General features: G+C 71.2%; 19 protein-coding genes. 10 read left to right on the top strand and 9 right to left on the bottom strand.

Features of this window, described 5'->3' with window-relative positions; genetic code table 11:
- Positions 1-202: 202 nt before the first annotated feature.
- Positions 203-691 carry an NUDIX domain-containing protein gene (locus ASE14_RS14880; RefSeq protein ID WP_056656700.1) on the bottom strand — a complete coding sequence of 163 codons (489 nt, stop codon included), beginning with the start codon at positions 689-691 and terminating at the stop codon, positions 203-205.
- Between the two features lie 74 nt (positions 692-765).
- On the opposite strand from ASE14_RS14880, the gene ASE14_RS14875 reads away from it, so the two are divergent.
- A complete protein-coding gene (locus ASE14_RS14875) occupies positions 766-1404 on the top strand; it encodes an NAD(P)H-binding protein (protein ID WP_056656697.1) in 639 nt (212 codons plus the stop codon).
- Between the two features lie 38 nt (positions 1405-1442).
- Here the strand turns inward: ASE14_RS14875 and ASE14_RS14870 are convergent, their stop codons facing one another.
- Positions 1443-1628, bottom strand: coding sequence for a hypothetical protein (locus ASE14_RS14870; protein ID WP_056656694.1), 186 nt, complete (start codon positions 1626-1628; stop codon positions 1443-1445).
- 74 nt (positions 1629-1702) lie between these two features.
- Between ASE14_RS14870 and ASE14_RS14865 the strand changes: the two genes are divergently transcribed.
- A complete protein-coding gene (locus tag ASE14_RS14865; RefSeq protein ID WP_056656691.1) occupies positions 1703-2245 on the top strand; it encodes a helix-turn-helix domain-containing protein in 543 nt (180 codons plus the stop codon).
- Here the strand turns inward: ASE14_RS14865 and ASE14_RS14860 are convergent.
- From ASE14_RS14860 to ASE14_RS14850, 3 genes are all read right to left on the bottom strand, one after another.
- Complete coding sequence (locus tag ASE14_RS14860; protein ID WP_056656689.1) at positions 2227-2856, bottom strand: ClpP family protease; 630 nt, start codon at positions 2854-2856, stop codon at positions 2227-2229. The genes ASE14_RS14865 and ASE14_RS14860 overlap by 19 nt on opposite strands.
- The gene (locus ASE14_RS14855; protein WP_056656686.1) at positions 2853-3494 is read right to left on the bottom strand and encodes a ClpP family protease; all 642 of its coding nucleotides are present in this window, start codon (positions 3492-3494) and stop codon (positions 2853-2855) included. Before ASE14_RS14855 ends, ASE14_RS14860 begins: the two co-directional genes overlap by 4 nt.
- Before the next feature lie 73 nt (positions 3495-3567).
- Positions 3568-4224 carry a hypothetical protein gene (locus ASE14_RS14850; protein ID WP_082600935.1) on the bottom strand — a complete coding sequence of 219 codons (657 nt, stop codon included), beginning with the start codon at positions 4222-4224 and terminating at the stop codon, positions 3568-3570.
- Between the two features lie 114 nt (positions 4225-4338).
- Here ASE14_RS14850 and ASE14_RS14845 point away from each other — a divergent pair, with 114 nt between their 5' ends.
- Entirely contained in the window at positions 4339-5283 is a 945-nt protein-coding gene (locus ASE14_RS14845) for a cytochrome b/b6 domain-containing protein (protein WP_056657652.1), read from the top strand.
- A gap of 156 nt (positions 5284-5439) precedes the next feature.
- A complete protein-coding gene (locus tag ASE14_RS14840) occupies positions 5440-5742 on the top strand; it encodes a DUF1540 domain-containing protein (RefSeq protein ID WP_056656681.1) in 303 nt (100 codons plus the stop codon).
- A 13-nt stretch (positions 5743-5755) separates the two neighbouring features.
- Here the strand turns inward: ASE14_RS14840 and ASE14_RS14835 are convergent, their stop codons facing one another.
- Positions 5756-6277: a MarR family winged helix-turn-helix transcriptional regulator gene (locus tag ASE14_RS14835; RefSeq protein WP_056656678.1), complete on the bottom strand. Its 522-nt coding sequence runs from the start codon at positions 6275-6277 to the stop codon at positions 5756-5758.
- 101 nt (positions 6278-6378) lie between these two features.
- Here ASE14_RS14835 and ASE14_RS14830 point away from each other — a divergent pair, with 101 nt between their 5' ends.
- On the top strand, positions 6379-6951 hold the full coding sequence (locus ASE14_RS14830; protein WP_056656675.1) for an NADPH-dependent F420 reductase: 573 nt from the start codon (positions 6379-6381) through the stop codon (positions 6949-6951).
- Between the two features lie 69 nt (positions 6952-7020).
- On the opposite strand, the gene ASE14_RS14825 is transcribed toward ASE14_RS14830, so the two are convergent.
- Positions 7021-7872: an MBL fold metallo-hydrolase gene (locus ASE14_RS14825; RefSeq protein WP_056656672.1), complete on the bottom strand. Its 852-nt coding sequence runs from the start codon at positions 7870-7872 to the stop codon at positions 7021-7023.
- A 57-nt stretch (positions 7873-7929) separates the two neighbouring features.
- On the opposite strand from ASE14_RS14825, the gene ASE14_RS14820 reads away from it, so the two are divergent.
- The 3 genes from ASE14_RS14820 (at position 7930) to ASE14_RS14810 (ending at position 11670) form a co-directional block, all read left to right on the top strand.
- Positions 7930-8670, top strand: coding sequence for an NUDIX domain-containing protein (locus ASE14_RS14820; protein WP_056656669.1), 741 nt, complete (start codon positions 7930-7932; stop codon positions 8668-8670).
- 4 nt (positions 8671-8674) lie between these two features.
- Complete coding sequence (locus ASE14_RS14815; RefSeq protein WP_056656666.1) at positions 8675-10111, top strand: NAD(P)/FAD-dependent oxidoreductase; 1437 nt, start codon at positions 8675-8677, stop codon at positions 10109-10111.
- A gap of 119 nt (positions 10112-10230) precedes the next feature.
- On the top strand, positions 10231-11670 hold the full coding sequence (locus ASE14_RS14810; RefSeq protein WP_056656663.1) for a lipase maturation factor family protein: 1440 nt from the start codon (positions 10231-10233) through the stop codon (positions 11668-11670).
- Between the two features lie 27 nt (positions 11671-11697).
- Here the strand turns inward: ASE14_RS14810 and ASE14_RS14805 are convergent, their stop codons facing one another.
- Entirely contained in the window at positions 11698-13176 is a 1479-nt protein-coding gene (locus ASE14_RS14805; protein ID WP_056656660.1) for an MDR family MFS transporter, read from the bottom strand.
- Between the two features lie 107 nt (positions 13177-13283).
- Here ASE14_RS14805 and ASE14_RS14800 point away from each other — a divergent pair, with 107 nt between their 5' ends.
- Together ASE14_RS14800 and ASE14_RS14795 are read left to right on the top strand one after the other, a co-directional pair.
- On the top strand, positions 13284-14414 hold the full coding sequence (locus ASE14_RS14800) for an AI-2E family transporter (protein WP_200953363.1): 1131 nt from the start codon (positions 13284-13286) through the stop codon (positions 14412-14414).
- Between the two features lie 50 nt (positions 14415-14464).
- The gene (locus ASE14_RS14795) at positions 14465-14872 is read left to right on the top strand and encodes a RidA family protein (RefSeq protein WP_056656657.1); all 408 of its coding nucleotides are present in this window, start codon (positions 14465-14467) and stop codon (positions 14870-14872) included.
- Between the two features lie 39 nt (positions 14873-14911).
- Here the strand turns inward: ASE14_RS14795 and ASE14_RS14790 are convergent, their stop codons facing one another.
- Positions 14912-16243: a GNAT family N-acetyltransferase gene (locus tag ASE14_RS14790; RefSeq protein ID WP_056656654.1), complete on the bottom strand. Its 1332-nt coding sequence runs from the start codon at positions 16241-16243 to the stop codon at positions 14912-14914.
- Positions 16244-16380: the final 137 nt, after the last annotated feature.

Below are 16380 nucleotides of genomic sequence, written 5' to 3'. Positions count from 1 at the left end.
GCAGTCCCGCGGACGGCGCAGTGCGCGGGATGGTTTGGAGTATGTCGTGCGAACGTTGCCGAAATCAAGAGCGATCCGTCGAAATGCTGCGAAATCAGCAAGTCGGGAATCCCAACTTCGCGATTTCGAGAACTCCGCCGCGTGAGGACTGCGCGGTGCGCATCGGTCGACTACGTCGCGTCAGTCGGCCCCGTCGCGTCGGTCAGTCGGCCGCGTCGCTTCGCCCGAGTGAGCCGTCGAGGGCGCCCAGGAGCGCATCGAGGGCGGGCCGCTGGCCGGCCGTGAGCAGTTCCCGGGCCTCGAACACCGGCGTCCACCGCGCCTCGTCGACCTCGGGGAAGGCCTGGCGTCGCCCCGAGCGCGGCGGCCACTCGATCTCGAACGTGTTCGAGCGCACTTCGTCGACCTCGAACTCGGGGGCACGGGCTGCGAACACCCGCACCGTCTTGCCCGAGGAGTACCGGAACGCACCGAGGTCGATCACGTCCGTATCGGGCGCCGGCACGCCGATCTCCTCGGCGAACTCGCGCCGCGCCGCGGCGAGCGGCTCCTCGTCGGTGAACTCGCCCTTCGGGATCGACCATGCGCCGGCCTGCTTGCGTGCCCAGAACGGCCCGCCCATGTGCGCGATGAAGACCTCGAGTCCGCTGAGCTCGCGGAAGAGCAGCAGGCCCGCGCTCGTCACCGCCACGGCGCACCCCCGGGATCGGACGGGTCGGCAGCAGCCCGGAGTAGCGTGGGGCGCGCCACCCGAAGGAGGAACCCATGGCACGCATCGTGATCATCGGAGGCCACGGCAGGATCGCCCTGCGGCTGGCCGGTCTGCTCGCCGAGCGGGGAGACGAGGTCGACGCGATCATCCGCAATCCCGAGCATGCCGGCGACGTCACGGCAGCAGGGGCGCGCCCGGTCGTCGCCGACATCGAGCGACTCGACGTCCACGACCTCGCCGAGATCCTGCACGGCCACGACGCGGTGGTCTGGTCGGCGGGAGCCGGCGGCGGCGATCCGGCACGCACCTACGCCGTGGACCGCGATGCGGCGATCCGGTCGATGTACGCGGCCGAGAGTGCGGGGGTCACGCGGTACGTCATGGTGTCGTACTTCGGCTCTCCAGACCACAGCGTGCCCGAGGGCAACTCCTTCCGCGCCTACGCCTCGGCGAAGGCGGCGGCCGACGAGCACCTCGTCGGCACGACGCTCGAGTGGACCATCCTCGGCCCGAGCACCCTGACCGACGGCGAGGGCACCGGACTGGTCGATGTCGACGCGCCGAGCAGCGGCACCGTTGATCGAGCGGATGTCGCGGCCGTCGCCGCCGAAGCGGTGCACCGCGATTCGACGGCGCGCCGAACCATCCGCTTCAACAGCGGCGGCACGCCGATCGCCGAAGCGCTCGACTGACCGACGCCGCTCGAGCGCGCGCACGACCGTCGGACCGGTCAGTGCTCGCGCGGTCGTCGGATCAGCGACCAGAGCGCGGCCAGGCCCAACAGGCCTCCGACCACGATGAATGCTCCGAGAATCGACCAGATCACGGTTTCCGTCGACATCGCCCACCTCCACGTCGTGGGTTCATTCTGCATCTGGGCGACCGTCGCCGCCAGTGATCGGCCGACATCGAGCACGAGGCGATCGCCCGCGGTTCTGCTCTGAGCGGATCGAGCTGTCGGCGCACGGATGCCGCGGCTAGCCTCTCGGCATGGGCAACGTCGTCGAGTTCACCCGGGTCGCCGCTCCGCACACCTCGAAGCAGCGCGCACAGCGCCGAGACGCCGCGAAGCCGCTCTGGCGGCACGCGCTCGGCGAGGTGCTGCGGGCTGAGCGACTCGAGCAGGAGCGGATCCTCACCGAGGTCGCGGCCACGGCCGGCGTCTCACCGCAGTACCTCTCCGAGATCGAACGCGGCCGCAAGGAGCCCTCGTCGGAGCTGCTCGGCTCGGTCGCCGAAGCCCTCGGACTCGACCTCGTCGACGTCGTGCAACGCGTCGGCGGGCTGCTCGGCGAACGCCGGGAGGCCGAGCGACGCGCAGCCGAGCGGCGTGAGATCCTGCGGGTCGAGACCTCGTTCGCCTTCCGGGCCGACGCAGCCGAGGCGATCGATGCCGGCGAGGAGTTCGGCCTGGTCGACGTGACCGACCTGCACGGCGCGGTCGACGTCGCGCCGGGGCATCCGCTCGCCGTCGTTGGGCCCGGCAGGCAGCACGCGCCCGCCGAGCCGACGGCCTACCTGCTCGCGGCGTAGGCGGCGGCCGAGCCCGCCACCTCGACCTGCGCCGTCAGCACGTGGTCGGCGATGCCGTACTCGACGGCCGCCGCCGCAGGCAGGATGAGGTCGCGATCGGTGTCGTGGCGCAAGGTCATCGCGTCGCGGCCGGTGGCGGCGGCGAGCGCGGCCTCGAGCTCGGCCCGCACCCGCAGGACCTCGTCGGCGTGCAGGATCAGGTCGGGGATCGTGCCGCGGCCCTGCGTCGACGGCTGGTGCAGCACGACGCGGCCGTGCGGGAGGATGGCCCGCATGCCCTTGGCGCCGCCCGCCAGGAGCACGGCGGCCGGTCCGCCCGCCTGGCCGACGCACGTCGTCGCGATGTCGGGCCGGATGTGCTGCATCGTGTCGTAGACCGCGAGGGCCGCCCAGGGCGAGCCGCCGGGGGAGTTCACGTACAGGCTGATCGGCGTCTCGCTCGACTCCGAGGCGAGGTGCAGGAACTGGGCGATGAGCACGTTGGCCACGCCGTCGTCGATCTCGGTGCCGAGGTAGACGATGCGCTCCGAGAGCAGCCGGCTGTAGACGTCGAGCGAGCGCTCGCTGTTGCCGCGCTTCTCGATGACGTAGGGGATCGTGTAGCTGCTCATGATGGAGCTCCTGTTCCGGTGCTGGCCTGCAGTCCCACCTGGGGCCGATCGCCGCCGGGGAACATCTCGCCGAAGCCGTCGGCGATGCGGTCGATGAAGCCGTAGTCGACGGCCTCGGTCGCGGAGTACCAGCGGTCGCGCAGCGAGTCCTCGGCGATGCGCTCGATCGGCTGGCCCGTGTTCTCGGCGGTGATGCCGAGCACCGTGTCGCGCGTGGAGCGCAGGTCATCGGCCTGCAGTTCGATGTCGACGGCGGTGCCGCCGATGCCGGCAGAGCCCTGGTGCATCAGGATGCGAGAGTGCGGCAGCGCGAACCGCTTTCCCCTCGTGCCCGCCGAGAGCAGGAACTGGCCCGCGCTCGCCGCGATGCCGACGGCGATCGTGGACACGTCGTTCGGGATCGAGCGCATGACGTCGGCGATCGCGAGCATCGCCGAGACAGAGCCTCCGGGCGAATTGATCCAGAAGCGGATGTCGCGGCGCGGGTCGTCGGCCGCGAGGGTGACGAGCTGCGCGCAGAGCCGGTTGCCGCCCTGCTGGTCGAGTTCGTCGCCGAGCACGATGATGCGCTCGTGGAAGAGGCGCCTCGTGAGCTCGGCGTCGATCGGATGGATCGGTGGGGAGTCGTGTTCGCTCATGTCCCCAGCGTGCGCGCGGCAGGCGTCGCGTGGGGCGGATGCCGCCGAGAGCAGTGCTGCTGTGAGCGGAGCGCTACACGAGTCGATGCATCCGTCGCCAGATCGGCTCGTCGGCCGGCGCGTCCGGTCGGCCGTGCGTCAGGTCGAAGTGCGGCTGCATCACGGCGTGCCAGTCGGTGGGCGTGCGTTGTCCGGCCCTCGCGGGCGCGTCGACGTTGGCGGCGGTTGCCGGCGACTCGCTGTAGGAGAACAACAGCGTGCCGAGCGAGCCGATCATGTACGTCCTGTTGAAGCTCTCCGGCAGCTCCTCCTGTCGCTGGAAGTGGTGGAAGACGTAGCTCGCGAACATCTCGGGCTTGAGGAACGTGAGGCTGCCGACGCGATCGGCGACCTCGCGGTCACCACGCCACGATTCGGCATCGATCGGTACGCCGTCGTGGAACACGTCGAGCATCGGCACCGCACAGCGCAGGTCGGCGGAGTCGGGCGACGGCCAGCGCTCGAACAGCTCCGCGATCTCCGCGGGCCAGTCCCAGGCCCGCGCGGCCCCGCCGGCCGTCTCCGCATAGAGGCAGACGTGCGTGTCGAGCGTGTACACCGCAACGTCGTGCATGCCGTGATCGCCCCAGTACGAGGCGGCGGATGCTCCGGCCGACCACGTTTCGAGGGCATCGGACAGCCCGACGTCGCGGAACTTCGAGTAGTACATGACGCGATCGACGGTCGGCATCGCTCGATTCTCGGGTGGCATGTCTCCAGCATGCTGCACGCCGTCCGCGGCATCCGTGACATTGCGGGTCATCGCCCCCGGCGAGCGCTCGGGCGGTCATGCCAAAATGTGTCGGTGACCCGCCTCACCGACCCGACCGCGCATCACGCGACTCGTCGACGCATCAGGTGGCTGCCGGTCGCGCTGGCCGTGCTCGCCGGGGTCGCACTGCTCGGCGGGGTCGTGCTGGCCGCGATGTGGTTGCGCGCCCAGCCCGCGGTGCAGGAGTTCATCGCCCGCTATCCCGGGACGACGCCGTTGCCCGATGAGGCGCCGGTCGGCATTCCGGCCTGGCTCGGCTGGCAGCACTTCCTGAACGCCTTCTTCCTCGTGCTGCTCGTGCGCTCGGGGCTGCTGCTGCGCAAGGGCGGTCGTCCGCCGGCGCGGTGGGTGCGACGCAACGACGGGCTCATCCGCACGAAGAACCCGCCGTGGAAGGTGAGCATCCACCTCTGGCTGCACTACACGGTCGACGCGCTCTGGGTGGTGAACGGCATCGTCTTCATCGTGCTGCTGTTCGTCACCGGACAGTGGATGCGCATCGTGCCGACGAGTGGTGACATCTGGCCGAACGCGGTCTCCGCGGCGTTGCAGTACGCCTCGCTCGACTGGCCGGTCGAGCATGCCTGGGTGAACTACAACAGCCTGCAGGTGCTCAGCTACTTCGCGATCGTGTTCATGGTCGCCCCGCTCGCCGTGCTGACGGGTCTGCGGCTCTCGTCGGTCTGGCCGCAGCGGGCCGAGCGGCTGAATCGCGTCTACCCGGCGAAGCTCGCCAAGGCGGTGCACTACCCGGTGATGCTCGTGTTCGTGGCCTTCGTCATCGTGCACGTCACCCTCGTGTTCGCGACGGGTGCGCTGCGCAACCTCGACGCGATGTTCGCGAGCCGCGACGGCGCGTCGTGGCTCGGCTTCGCGATCTTCGCGGTGTCGCTCGCGGTCATGATCGGCGCCTGGTTCGCCGTGCGTCCGGCGGTGCTGAAGCCGATCGCGAGCCGCATGGGCACCGTCACCCGCTGAAGCGGAGCACGCCGTCCGGCGCTCGGTGAGGTAAGGCTGGCCTCAGAAGAAAGTGGCGATGATCTGCGGAAACCCGTCCCGTCGGTGCTGCGCGTTCGGCGCAGGTGGGCGTAGCATCACCGGGAACGAAGGTCCGTCACCGCACTGGAGGTCACCATGAGCATGACGCTCGACGAACTGCCCGCCGTCGCCGAATGCTCGGTGGCCGGATGCTCCTACAACGATCATTCGCATTGCCATGCCGCCGCGGTCACGATCGGCGGTTCGGTCGGCGATGCGGAGTGCGCAACCTTCATCCCGCTCGGCAAGAAGGGCGGGCTCGACAAGGTGATCACGCACGTCGGGGCGTGTCAGCGGGCCGAGTGCGTGCACAACGAGTCGCTCGAGTGCACGGCGGCCTCGGTGCGCATCGGCGCCGGTGCCGACGACGCCGACTGCCTCACCTACGACCCGCGCTGAGGCGCGAAGGTCGTCAGGCGACGACGTGGTCGACCGGGCCTTCGCTGAACTGGCATGACGTCGCCGAGAGGCGCGCGTCGGGATCGAGGCGGGCGAGCACCGCGCCCGCGATCACGTAGAGCTGTTCGAGCTGCTCGGGTGCGAGGGCGTCGAGCACGTTGGCGCGCACCGTCTCGACGTGGCCGGGCGCCGCTTCGGAGATGAGGGCGAGCCCGGCTCGGGTGATGGTGGCGTTCGTCGCGCGCCGGTCTTCGGGGCACGGGAACCGCTCGATGAGCCCGCGTTCCTCGAGGCGCTTGGCGACGTGCGAGAGGCGGGGGAGCGTCGCGTTCGTGCGTGAGGCCAGCTCGGTCATGCGCATCGTGCGCGACGGGGCCGCAGCGATCGCCATGAGCGCGCCGTACTCGAAATGCGTGAGTCCGGCGTCGCGCAGGAGCTGCGCGTCGAGGGCGCCGGGCAACAGCTCGGCGAGCGCGACGAGACGCACCCATGCGGCCGACTCCTCGGGGGCGAGCCACCTCGTGTCATCCGTCATGCCTGAGAGTCTACCGCATTGGTTGACGCAACAACTGATTGCGCGTAGGGTGTTGGTTGTCGGAACAAGTAATCGCGTCGAACGGCGCGGGGAGGAATGACATGACGACCGTCAGCATCATCGGAAACGGCAACATGGGCACCGCCATCGGCGGCATCGTCGCCGCCGGCGGCAACACCGTCGAGTTCATCGGGCGCGATGGCGCTCAGCAGATCACGGGCGACATCGTCGTGCTCGCCGTGCCGCACTTCGCGATCGACGAGATCGTCGCCGCGCGCAGCACTGAGCTCGCCGGCAAGGTCGTGGTCGACATCACGAACCCGCTCGACTTCTCGACGTTCGACAGCCTCGTCGTGCCGGCCGACGGCTCGCGTGCGAGCGAGCTCGCCGCCGCCCTGCCCGACTCGAAGGTGCTGAAGGCCTTCAACACGAACTTCGCCGCCACGCTCGCCGCGAAGACGGTCGGCGCGAACCCCACCACCGTGCTCATCGCCGGCGACGACGACGAGGCCAAGCTCGCCCTCGCCGAGATCGTGCGCGCCGGCGGCGTTGCCGCGGTCGACGCCGGCCGCCTCTCGCGCGCCCGTGAGCTCGAGGCCGTCGGCTTCCTGCAGCTCACCCTCGCCGTGCAGGAGAAGGTCGGCTGGGACGCGGGCATCGCGCTCGTCGCCTGATCGCGAGGCGCATCGGAGGACGTGGCCCGCGTCGGAGGCAACGGATTCGTGCACTCCCACGCGACACGTTCACTCCGGTGAGATCGTCGCGCGCCGCAGGTAGGCCAATTGCGCTCGAACGGATGCCTCGGCTGCGCTGCGCACCGAGGCATCTGTGTCGGCGTAGACGAGGTCGGTGACGGCAGCCGCCCCGGCGTCGGCGCCGAGTTCGCGCAGCGCCCCGCGCACCTGGTCGAGTCGCTCGGCGCGGTGCGCGAGGTAGGCCCCGCAGATCACCGCGAGGTCGGGCAGCACCGGGCCGTGGCCGGGCAGCATGCCCACGGGCCCCGGGGTGCCGAGGGTGCGCAGCGCCTCGAGCGAGTCGAGGTACGGGCCGAGCGCGCCGTCGGGGTCGGCGATGATCGTCGTGCCGCGCCCGAGGATCGTGTCGCCCGTGAGCACGGTGCCGCGGGCGCCGGCCGTCTCTCGCGAGTCGGCGCCGGTGCCGGTGCCGGCGAGACGGTCGGCCGACAAGGAGAAGCACACCGAGTCCGCCGTGTGGCCCGGCGTCGCGATCACGTCGATCTCGAGCCCTGCGGCGAGTATGCGCTCGCCGCCGGCCAGTGGCGCCCCGGCCAGGCAGTACGCCGGGTCGATCGCGCGCACCGGGGCATCCGTCATCGCATGGAATTCGCCGAGCGACTCCGTGTGATCGGGATGGTGATGGGTGACGAGCACGAGTTCGACGCGGCCCGCGCCGGCGAGGGCCGCCAGGTGCGCCGCATCGGACGGCCCCGGGTCGACCACGACGACGCCGTCGGAACCGGGCGCCTGCAGCAGGTAGGAGTTCGTACCGTCGAGCGTCATCGGTCCGGCGTTCGGAGCGAGCACGAGACGCGCGAAGGTCGACACTCGTTCACCGGCGACGGCGGGCTCATCCATGCCGGAAGTGTATCGGCGACCGGTGCGCGACGGCCCGCCGGGTCCTAGTCTGAGGGGATGGACAGCGAGCTCGAGTCATTGACGAATCCGGCCGCGACCGGTGCCGCGGCGACCGTGGTGCTCCTGCGAGACGGCGAACGCGGCGTCGAGGTCCTGCTGGCCGAACGCCCCCGCGATCGCGGCTCGTTCGCCGGCGCCTGGGTCTTCCCGGGCGGTGCGGTCGACGAAGCGGATGCCGCGGGCGACCCGCTCGACGGCATCGAAGCGGCCCGCCGCGCTGCCGTGCGCGAGACCCGCGAAGAGGTCGGGCTCGCGCTCGACGCCGACGAGCTCGTGCCGTTCTCGCACTGGACGCCGCCCGAGAACGCCCCGAAGCGGCTCACCACGACCTTCTTCGCCGTGCGCGTGCCCGACGGCGAGCTGCGCCTCGCACCCGACGAGGTGGCCGACGCCGTGTGGCTGCGCCCCGTCGACGCGATCGACCGGCACACCGCCGGGGCGATGACGCTGTGGCCGCCCACGTGGGTCACGCTGCACGGACTGACGCGCGCTGCCTCCGTGGACGCGGCGCTCGAGGAGCTTCGCAACGGCGAGGTGAAGCCGTTCGTCGCGAAGGTCGCCGACGGCGGCTCGACGATCCTCTGGCAGGAGGACGACGAGTACGTCTCCGAGCACAAGCGCGAGTCCCGCGACCCCTCGGTGCCCGATGACGGGCCCGACGCCGACGGCAATCGCCACCGGCTCATGATGGACCGACTGCCGTGGATCTACATCAACACCCTCGGCGCCGGATTCTGAGCGCGTGACCGACGTCACGGTCGTCGGGAGCGGGCCCAACGGGCTCGTCGCCGCGGTGCTCGCCGCCCGCGCCGGGCTCTCGGTACGGGTGCTCGAGGCGGCCCCGACGATCGGCGGCGGCCTGCGCACCGCCGAGCTGACCCTCCCGGGCTTCCTGCACGACGTCTGCTCGACAGTGCATCCCGCAGGCCTCGCCTCGCCGGTGTTCCGCAAGCTCGGCCTGCTCGACCGCGTCGACTGGGTGGTGCCCGAGGTGTCGTACGCGCACCCGCTCGACGGCGGCCGCGCCGGGGTTGCGTGGCGCGATCTCGAGCGCACCGCCGACGGCCTCGGGCGCGACGGCGCGGCCTGGCGCAGCCTCATCGCCCCGCTCCTCGCCCGCAGCCGCGGAGTCGTCGACTTCACGGGGTCGCAGTTGCTGCGGGTGCCGCGCGACCCCGTCGCCGCGCTGCGGTTCGGCGTGCGAGCGCTCGAGCAGGGCACGGGCGCATGGAACTCGCGCTTCAGCGGAGACGTCGCACCCGCGCTCTTCACGGGCGTCGTCGCCCACGCGGCGGGCGGCATGCCCTCGCTCGCCTCCGCCGGGGCGGGGCTCCTCATCGCGATGCACGGGCACGGCGCCGGGTGGGGCCTGCCGGTCGGCGGCTCGCAGGCGATCGCCGATGCGCTCGCCGACGAGCTCCGTGCGCGCGGCGGCGAGATCGTGACGGATGCCCCGGTGGCCTCGCTCGCCGAGGTCTCGGGTTCGCGCGCCGTGCTGCTCGACACCTCGCCCGAGCTGCTGTTCACCGCCGAACTTCCCGGCCGCTACGCGCGGGCACTGCGCCGGTACCGGTACGGCTCGGGCGTGGCGAAGGTCGACTTCGCGCTCAGCGGGCCCGTGCCGTGGACGAACCCCGAGGTGCGCCTCGCGCCCACCGTGCACCTCGGCGGCAGCCGGGCCGAGATCGCGGCGGCCGAGAACGCCGTGGCCCGCGGCTACCAGCCCGGGGTCGCGGGCGGCGGGGGAGCGGAGCATCCGTACGTGCTGGTGACGCAGCCGACGATCGCCGACCCGAGCCGGGCGCCCGCCGGCAAGCACGTGCTGTGGGCCTACACGCACGTGCCGGCGGGTTCGACGCTCGACGCGACCGAGCTCGTCACCGCCGAGGTCGAGCGCTTCGCACCGGGCTTCCGCGACGTCGTGCTGGCCTCGGCGGCGAGCTCGGCGGCCGAGCTCGGGCGGTACAACGCGAACTACGTCGGCGGCGACATCTACTCGGGCGCGCTCACGATGGCCCAGCTGCTGAAACGGCCGGTCGTGTCGCCGAAGCCCTGGCGCACGCCGGTCGACGGCGTCTACCTCTGCTCGAGCGCGACGCCACCGGGCCCCGCCGTGCACGGCATGAACGGCTGGTTCGCCGCCAAACTCGCCCTGCGGGAGCGCTTCGGCCTGCGCTGATCCTGTTCGTGGGTTGAGGAGCGAGCGAAGCGAGCGTCTCGAAACCCGCCCGCTCGGGCGTGGGGGTTTCGAGACGGCCGCGGGCGGCCTCCTCAACCTGCGAGGCGTAGCGTGGGCACGTGGACTGGACCGCCTGGTTCGACGCGCACGACTACGAGATCGCACGGCAGATCCTGCAGCGCGGGGTCGGCGCGCTCGCGTTCGTGGCCTTCCTCTCGACGCTGAACCAGTTCCGCCCGCTCCTCGGCGAGCGCGGCATGCTGCCGGTGCCCGAGCTGCTGCGCCGCGCGCGGCGCCTCCGCGGCCCGAGCATCTTCCGCTGGGGGTACACCGACCGGCGGCTCGTCGCCGTCGCGGTCGTCGGGCTCGTGCTCTCGGCATCCGTCCTCGCCGGCCTGCCGCAGCTCGGTCCGCCGTGGCTGCCGCTCGGCGTCTTCCTCGCGCTCTGGATCCTGTACCTCTCGATCGTGAACGTCGGCCAGACCTTCTACGGCTTCGGCTGGGAGATGCTCCTCTGCGAGGCGCTCTTCACGATGGCGTTCCTCGGCTCCGACCAGACGCCCCCGCCGCTGACGATCGTCATCGCCGTGTGGTGGCTCGTGTTCCGGCTCGAGTTCGGGGCGGGCATGATCAAGATCCGCGGCGGGCGCGAATGGCGCGACCTCACCGCGCTCACCTACCACCACGAGACCCAGCCCATGCCGGGCCCGCTCAGCCGTCAGGCGCACCTGCTGCCCCAGTGGTTCCACCGCGGCGAGGTGCTCGGCAACCACTTCGCACAGCTCGTCGTTCCGTTCCTGCTGTTCGTGCCGGGCCCGGTCGGCTCGTCGGCCGCGGCGATCGTGATCCTCACGCAGCTCTGGCTCATCGTGACCGGCAACTTCGCGTGGCTCAACTGGATCACGGTGGTGCTCGCGGCATCCGCCGTCACCGACTCCGCCTGGCACTGGCTGATCCCCGCGATCCCGACCGACCTGGGCACGGATGCCGCGGCGACGCCGGTCTGGTGGGCGGGCACGGTGCTCGCGGCATCCGCTCTGCTCGTCGTGCTGAGCTTCTGGCCGATCAGGAACCTGCTCTCACGGCGCCAGCTCATGAACGCGTCGTTCAACCGCTGGATGCTCGTGAACGCCTACGGCGCCTTCGGCACGGTGACGAAGCGGCGCATCGAGATCGTCGTCGAGGGCACGCTCGCCGAGCTGCCCGACGACGAGGCCGAGTGGCGCGAGTACGCCTTCAAGGGCAAGCCCGGCGCGCTCCGGCGCATCCCGCGGCAGTTCGCTCCGTACCACCTGCGGCTCGACTGGCTCATGTGGTTCCTGCCGCTCGGGCGAATGTGGGAACCCTGGTTCGAAGTCTTCCTGCTGCGACTGCTCCAAGCGGATGCCCCGACGCTCGCCCTGCTCGACACCGACCCGTTCGACGGGGCCGCCCCGCGCTGGGTGCGCGCCCGCGCCTACCACTACCGGTTCACGACGCACGCGCAGTTCCGGGAGACGGGCGACCGCTGGGTGCGCACGCTGCAGGGCGACGTCGTGCCGCCGTCGGGGCTGGGGTGAGGGGCGGCGCGGCTGCTCGCGCCCGGCTCAGGCGCCGGCGGGCTCGCCCACCCGGTGCTCGACGTCGTCGACATGCGCGCTCGGCATCGCGAGGCCGCCCGCGATCGTGACGACCGCCGCGATGAGCACCGCGACGAACACGGCCGTCGATGCCCCGTGGATCGCGACGGGGGAGTGCTCGCCGAGACCCGACCGCGCGATCACGCCGTTGGCCACCGCCCCGAAGATCGCGACGCCGACCGCGCTGCCCATCGAGCGGAGGAACATATTGGCCCCGGTGACGACGCCGCGCTCCGACCACGGCACCGACGACTGGGCGGCGATGAGCGTGGGAGAGGCCACGAGGCCGAGGCCGAGGCCCACGATGAAGCACGCGATCGCGGTGGTCCAGACGTTCGGCGTGAGCGAGGCCGCCACGAGCGCCGTCGAACCGAGCACGGCGATCGCCAGGCCGATGAGCGCGGTGCGGCGGAATCCGATGCGGAGGAAGAGCCGCCCCGCCTGGCTCGCCGCGATCGGCCAGCCGAGCGTCAGCGCGGCGACCGCGAGTCCCGACACGAGCGGGGAGGCGCCGGCCGTCGCCTCGAGGAAGGTCGGCACGTACGAGGTGAGCCCGATCAGCACCGCGCCCACGCCGAGCGAGATGAGCGAGGTCGTGACGATGAGCCGACGCGAGAAGACCCACAGCGGCAGCACCGGTTCGGCGGCCCGGCGTTCGATGAACACGAATGCGACGAGCAGCACCGCGCCGATCGAGAACGCGCCGATCGACTGCCACGAGAGCCACTCCCACGCCTGGCCGCCCTCGAGCACCGCGAGGATCAGCAGGGTCGAGGCGATCGTGAGCACGGTCGCGCCGGCGAAGTCGATGCGGTGCTTCTCACGGTGAACCGACTCGTGGTACGAGCGGACGAGCATCCACGCGGCGATGAGGCAGAGCGGGATGTTCACGAAGAAGATCCAGCGCCACGAGGCGAACTCGGCGAACAGGCCGCCGAGCGTGGGGCCCACGACCGAGGAGACCGCCCAGACGCTCGCGATGTAGCCCTGCACGCGGGCGCGCTCGCGCACGGTGTAGATGTCTCCGGTGATCGTGATGGAGACGGGCAGCACAGCGCCGGCGCCGAGGCCCTGGATCGCGCGGAAGACGATGAGCGAGGTCATGTCCCAGGCGAAGCCGCAGAGCACAGAGCCGACGAGGAAGATGCCGATGCCGATGAGCATGATCGGCTTCCGGCCGACGGTGTCGGCGAGCTTCGAGTAGATCGGCACCGAGACGGCCTGGGCGAGGAGGTAGATCGAGAACAGCCACGGGAACTGGGTGAACCCGCCGAGGTCGGCGACGATCGACGGCACCGCGGTCGCGAGGATCGTCGAGTCGATCGCGATGAGGCCCGTGGCCAGCATCACGGAGATGAGCACCGGCCCGCGCTCCGAACGGAATCCCACAGCAGTCGTCTCGGTCACATTCCCCCTCGGTCTGCGGGCGCGCTGGAACCGGCCCATGTACAAGCAACGCGGTCGCACCGGATTCATTCCGCATCGCGCCATCTGATCGAACTCGCCGGGCCGTGCGCGCATCCCGGGCGTCGACGACCACTACCGTCGGAGCCATGAGGATCCGTACGAAGCGGGCGCTGCCCGCGCCCCCTCCCGCCGTGGCGGAGGTCACGAGCGATGGCGACTCCAAGGCGCCCGAGGTGAAGATCAACGCGTTCCGCATCGGCTTCGTCGGAGCACTCGGCGTGCTGCTCGCCGTGCTCATCGGCGGCATCGTCGGCGAGCTCGGCACCGTGATCCTCTACGTCGCCCTCGCCCTCTTCCTCGCGCTCGGCCTCGACCCGATCGTCAGCTGGCTGCAACGCCGCGGCATGGCGCGCTGGGTCGCGATCCTCATCGTGTTCGCCGGCGTCATCGGGATCTTCGTCGGCCTCATCGCCACCATCGTGCCGATCATCATCGAGCAGACGACGAACATCGTCGAGAGCTGGGACGAGATCGTCGCGAACGTGCAGAACAGCAACTTCGTGGCGTGGTTGAACACCCTCGGCGGCAGCGAGCACGCGATCCAGGACGCCATCGAGTCGGCAGGCCAGTGGCTCGCCGACCCCGCGAACCTCGGCTCGCTCGGCGGCGGCATCCTCGCCGTGGGCGCCGGCATCGCCGGTGGCTTCACGGGCGCCACGATCGTGCTGATCCTCACCCTCTACTTCCTCGCCTCGCTCGACTCGATGAAGCGCTACGCGGCCCGTTTCGTTCCGGCGAGCTCGCGCCCCGCCTACCGCGACGTGTCCGAGGAGATCACCGGTTCCGTCGGCCGCTACGTCATCGGCCAGTTCAGCCTCGGCGCCATCAACGGCGTGCTGAGCCTCATCTACCTGTCGATCATCGGGGCGCCGGCGCCGATCCTCCTCGCGTTCATCGCCTTCCTCTTCTCGCTCGTGCCCCTTGTCGGAACCCTGACGGGCGCGATCATCATCACGCTCGTCTCCTTCGCGGCGTCGCCGGAGACCGCGCTCGCCGCGGCCATCTACTACCTGATCTACATGCAGGTCGAGGCCTACGTGCTGAGCCCGCGCATCATGAGCCGCGCGGTCGCCGTGCCCGGCGCGCTCGTGGTCATCGCGGCCGTCGCGGGCGGCACCCTCGGCGGCGTGCTCGGCGCGCTCGTCGCGATCCCCGTCGCGGCGTCGCTCATCATCATCGTGGAGAAGGTCATCTTCCCCCGCCAGGACACGATCTAGCCGACGCCGACGCCGACGCCGTCGGCCGTGCGCTCTGCCATGATCATCGGATGCCCAGTTCCGTGCAGTTGATCAGAGCGTCGACGCTCTCCGACGTCGCCGAGTACGCCTACGCGGCGACCGCCCCGAAAGAGGCGCGACTCGTGTTCCTCGCCGGTGCCTGCCCTCTCGACGACGACGGTTCGACCGTCGCGGTCGGCGACTACGTCGGTCAGGCCGCCGCCTGCATCGAGACCATGACGCGTGCACTGGCCGCAGCCGGCGCCTCGATCGACGACGTCATCAGCACCCGCGTGCTCGTGGCCTCCTCGCAGCGCGAAGACCTCGGAGCGGTCTGGCAGGTCGTGCGCGACGCGTTCGGAGCCCACGACGTGCCGAGCACGCTGCTCGGCGTCACCGTGCTCGGCTGGGAGCACCAGCTCGTCGAGATCGAAGCGATCGCGGCCGTCGTCGACTGACGATGCGGCGGTCGACGCCGCCGAGCGCCGCGGCGCCGTTCAGAACCAGATGCTGAGGTGCGGCGTGCGCTGCGAGGCGAACATGGCGTCGGCGAGTTCGACCGAGCGCGGCGAGGTCTCCTCGATGCGGCCGGCGCGTGCGAGCACCGAGGGGTGCACGCCGCCGAGGTAGATCGCGCCGAGCTCGCGCACCCCGAGCCGGATGCCGCGCACACCGGTCGCGGATGCCGCGGCATCCGCTCGATCGATCGCCGCGACCTCCGCGCGACCGCGCTCGTCGACGACGAGCTCGAACCGGCCGCCTGCGATGCCGACGGTGTCGTCGACCTCGATCACGAGCCGGCCCGGCGTGCTGTAGCTCCGGGCGGAGAGCGCCGCGACGGGGTCGATGACGCGCACCCACAGGTGGTCGACGACGTTGGAGACCGTGACGGCGCGGGGGTCCTCGAGCAGCCACGGGAGGGGTTCGTCGACCGAGCGGAGCAATCCGCGCGTGCCCGACACGAAGTCCTGCTCGACGAGGAAGCGCCACAGGGCCCGCTCGGCATCGTCGGTCGCAGCCGCGAGGAAGTCGAACTCCGCGACGCCCGGCTCATTGGGCTCGCGGGTGACGCGGAAGACGGCGAATCCCTGCGGGTTGCCGCGCTCGTCGTCGTAGCGCACGACCCGGCGCGCGCGCGACCTCTCGCTCTCGGGGTCGTGGAGGCCGAGCACGTGGTCGAGCAGCGCCGGCCATCGATCGATCTCGCCGGGCGTGCGTGCCACCGCGCGGCGGGCGAGCGCCGGAGCGATCTCGCGGATCGACGCCGCATCGACGAACTGCACGCGGCCCGGGGCATCCGGCCCGACCCAGTGCGCGCGCCGCCGATCGACGAACACCGTCGCCGCGCGAGCGGCCGGTGCGTAGCCGTAGCGGCCGTAGATCGTGGCCTCGGTGGCGGTGAGCATGGCGAGCGCTGCGCCCGCGGCACGCGCGTTCTGCAACTCGGCGAGCATGAGCGCCCTGGCGATGCCGCGGCGGCGATGCGTCGGAGAGACGGTGACCGAGCTCACGGCCCAGGCGTCGACGCTGCGCCCGCCGGGGACGCTGAGGCCGGTCGGCCAGCTGGAGACCGTGGCGACCGGAACCGATGGATCGGCCATGGTCGGGTCGTACACGCCGTGCACGCGCCGTTCGGCCAGCATGCCGAGATCGAAGTCGAGGTCGATCTGGCGCGGACGCGAGTGGTGGAACCCGCGGTGATCGGCCTCCACCCACGCCGAGGTGGCCGCGACGTCGGTCGTGTCGACCAGGCGGTAGTCGAGTCCTCTCGCGGCCAGCGCGGCGAGCGCCTCGGAATCGGCGGGGAACCCCTGCAGGTCGAACGACATCAATCCATCGTAGTCGGGGCGCGCCCCATCTCCTCGAGATGACACATGTCGTCGGTCGCGTCCCGGTGGATCCGACGACAGATGTCACCTCGAGCCGCGGTGGAGGGAGCGCGATACGATTGGCGCGATGCGAGGAG

The sequence above is a fragment of the Agromyces sp. Root81 genome (assembly GCF_001429165.1).
Lineage (GTDB): Bacteria > Actinomycetota > Actinomycetes > Actinomycetales > Microbacteriaceae > Agromyces.
Note: the sequence above shows the minus strand (reverse complement) of the source record. Positions and strands in the feature narration are given on the sequence as shown.

Bases quoted from the DNA above. Each gene is read 5' to 3' on its own strand.
- ASE14_RS14875 (WP_056656697.1), top strand. From the start codon at position 766: ATGGCACGCATCGTGATCATCGGAGGCCACGGCAGGATCGCCCTGCGG.
- ASE14_RS14865 (WP_056656691.1), top strand. From the start codon at position 1,703: ATGGGCAACGTCGTCGAGTTCACCCGGGTCGCCGCTCCGCACACCTCG.
- ASE14_RS14860 (WP_056656689.1), bottom strand. From the start codon at position 2,856: ATGAGCAGCTACACGATCCCCTACGTCATCGAGAAGCGCGGCAACAGC.
- ASE14_RS14855 (WP_056656686.1), bottom strand. From the start codon at position 3,494: ATGAGCGAACACGACTCCCCACCGATCCATCCGATCGACGCCGAGCTC.
- ASE14_RS14850 (WP_082600935.1), bottom strand. From the start codon at position 4,224: ATGCCGACCGTCGATCGCGTCATGTACTACTCGAAGTTCCGCGACGTC.
- ASE14_RS14840 (WP_056656681.1), top strand. From the start codon at position 5,440: ATGAGCATGACGCTCGACGAACTGCCCGCCGTCGCCGAATGCTCGGTG.
- ASE14_RS14835 (WP_056656678.1), bottom strand. From the start codon at position 6,277: ATGACGGATGACACGAGGTGGCTCGCCCCCGAGGAGTCGGCCGCATGG.
- ASE14_RS14830 (WP_056656675.1), top strand. From the start codon at position 6,379: ATGACGACCGTCAGCATCATCGGAAACGGCAACATGGGCACCGCCATC.
- ASE14_RS14825 (WP_056656672.1), bottom strand. From the start codon at position 7,872: ATGGATGAGCCCGCCGTCGCCGGTGAACGAGTGTCGACCTTCGCGCGT.
- ASE14_RS14820 (WP_056656669.1), top strand. From the start codon at position 7,930: ATGGACAGCGAGCTCGAGTCATTGACGAATCCGGCCGCGACCGGTGCC.
- ASE14_RS14805 (WP_056656660.1), bottom strand. From the start codon at position 13,176: ATGGGCCGGTTCCAGCGCGCCCGCAGACCGAGGGGGAATGTGACCGAG.
- ASE14_RS14800 (WP_200953363.1), top strand. From the start codon at position 13,284: ATGAGGATCCGTACGAAGCGGGCGCTGCCCGCGCCCCCTCCCGCCGTG.
- ASE14_RS14795 (WP_056656657.1), top strand. From the start codon at position 14,465: ATGCCCAGTTCCGTGCAGTTGATCAGAGCGTCGACGCTCTCCGACGTC.
- ASE14_RS14790 (WP_056656654.1), bottom strand. From the start codon at position 16,243: ATGTCGTTCGACCTGCAGGGGTTCCCCGCCGATTCCGAGGCGCTCGCC.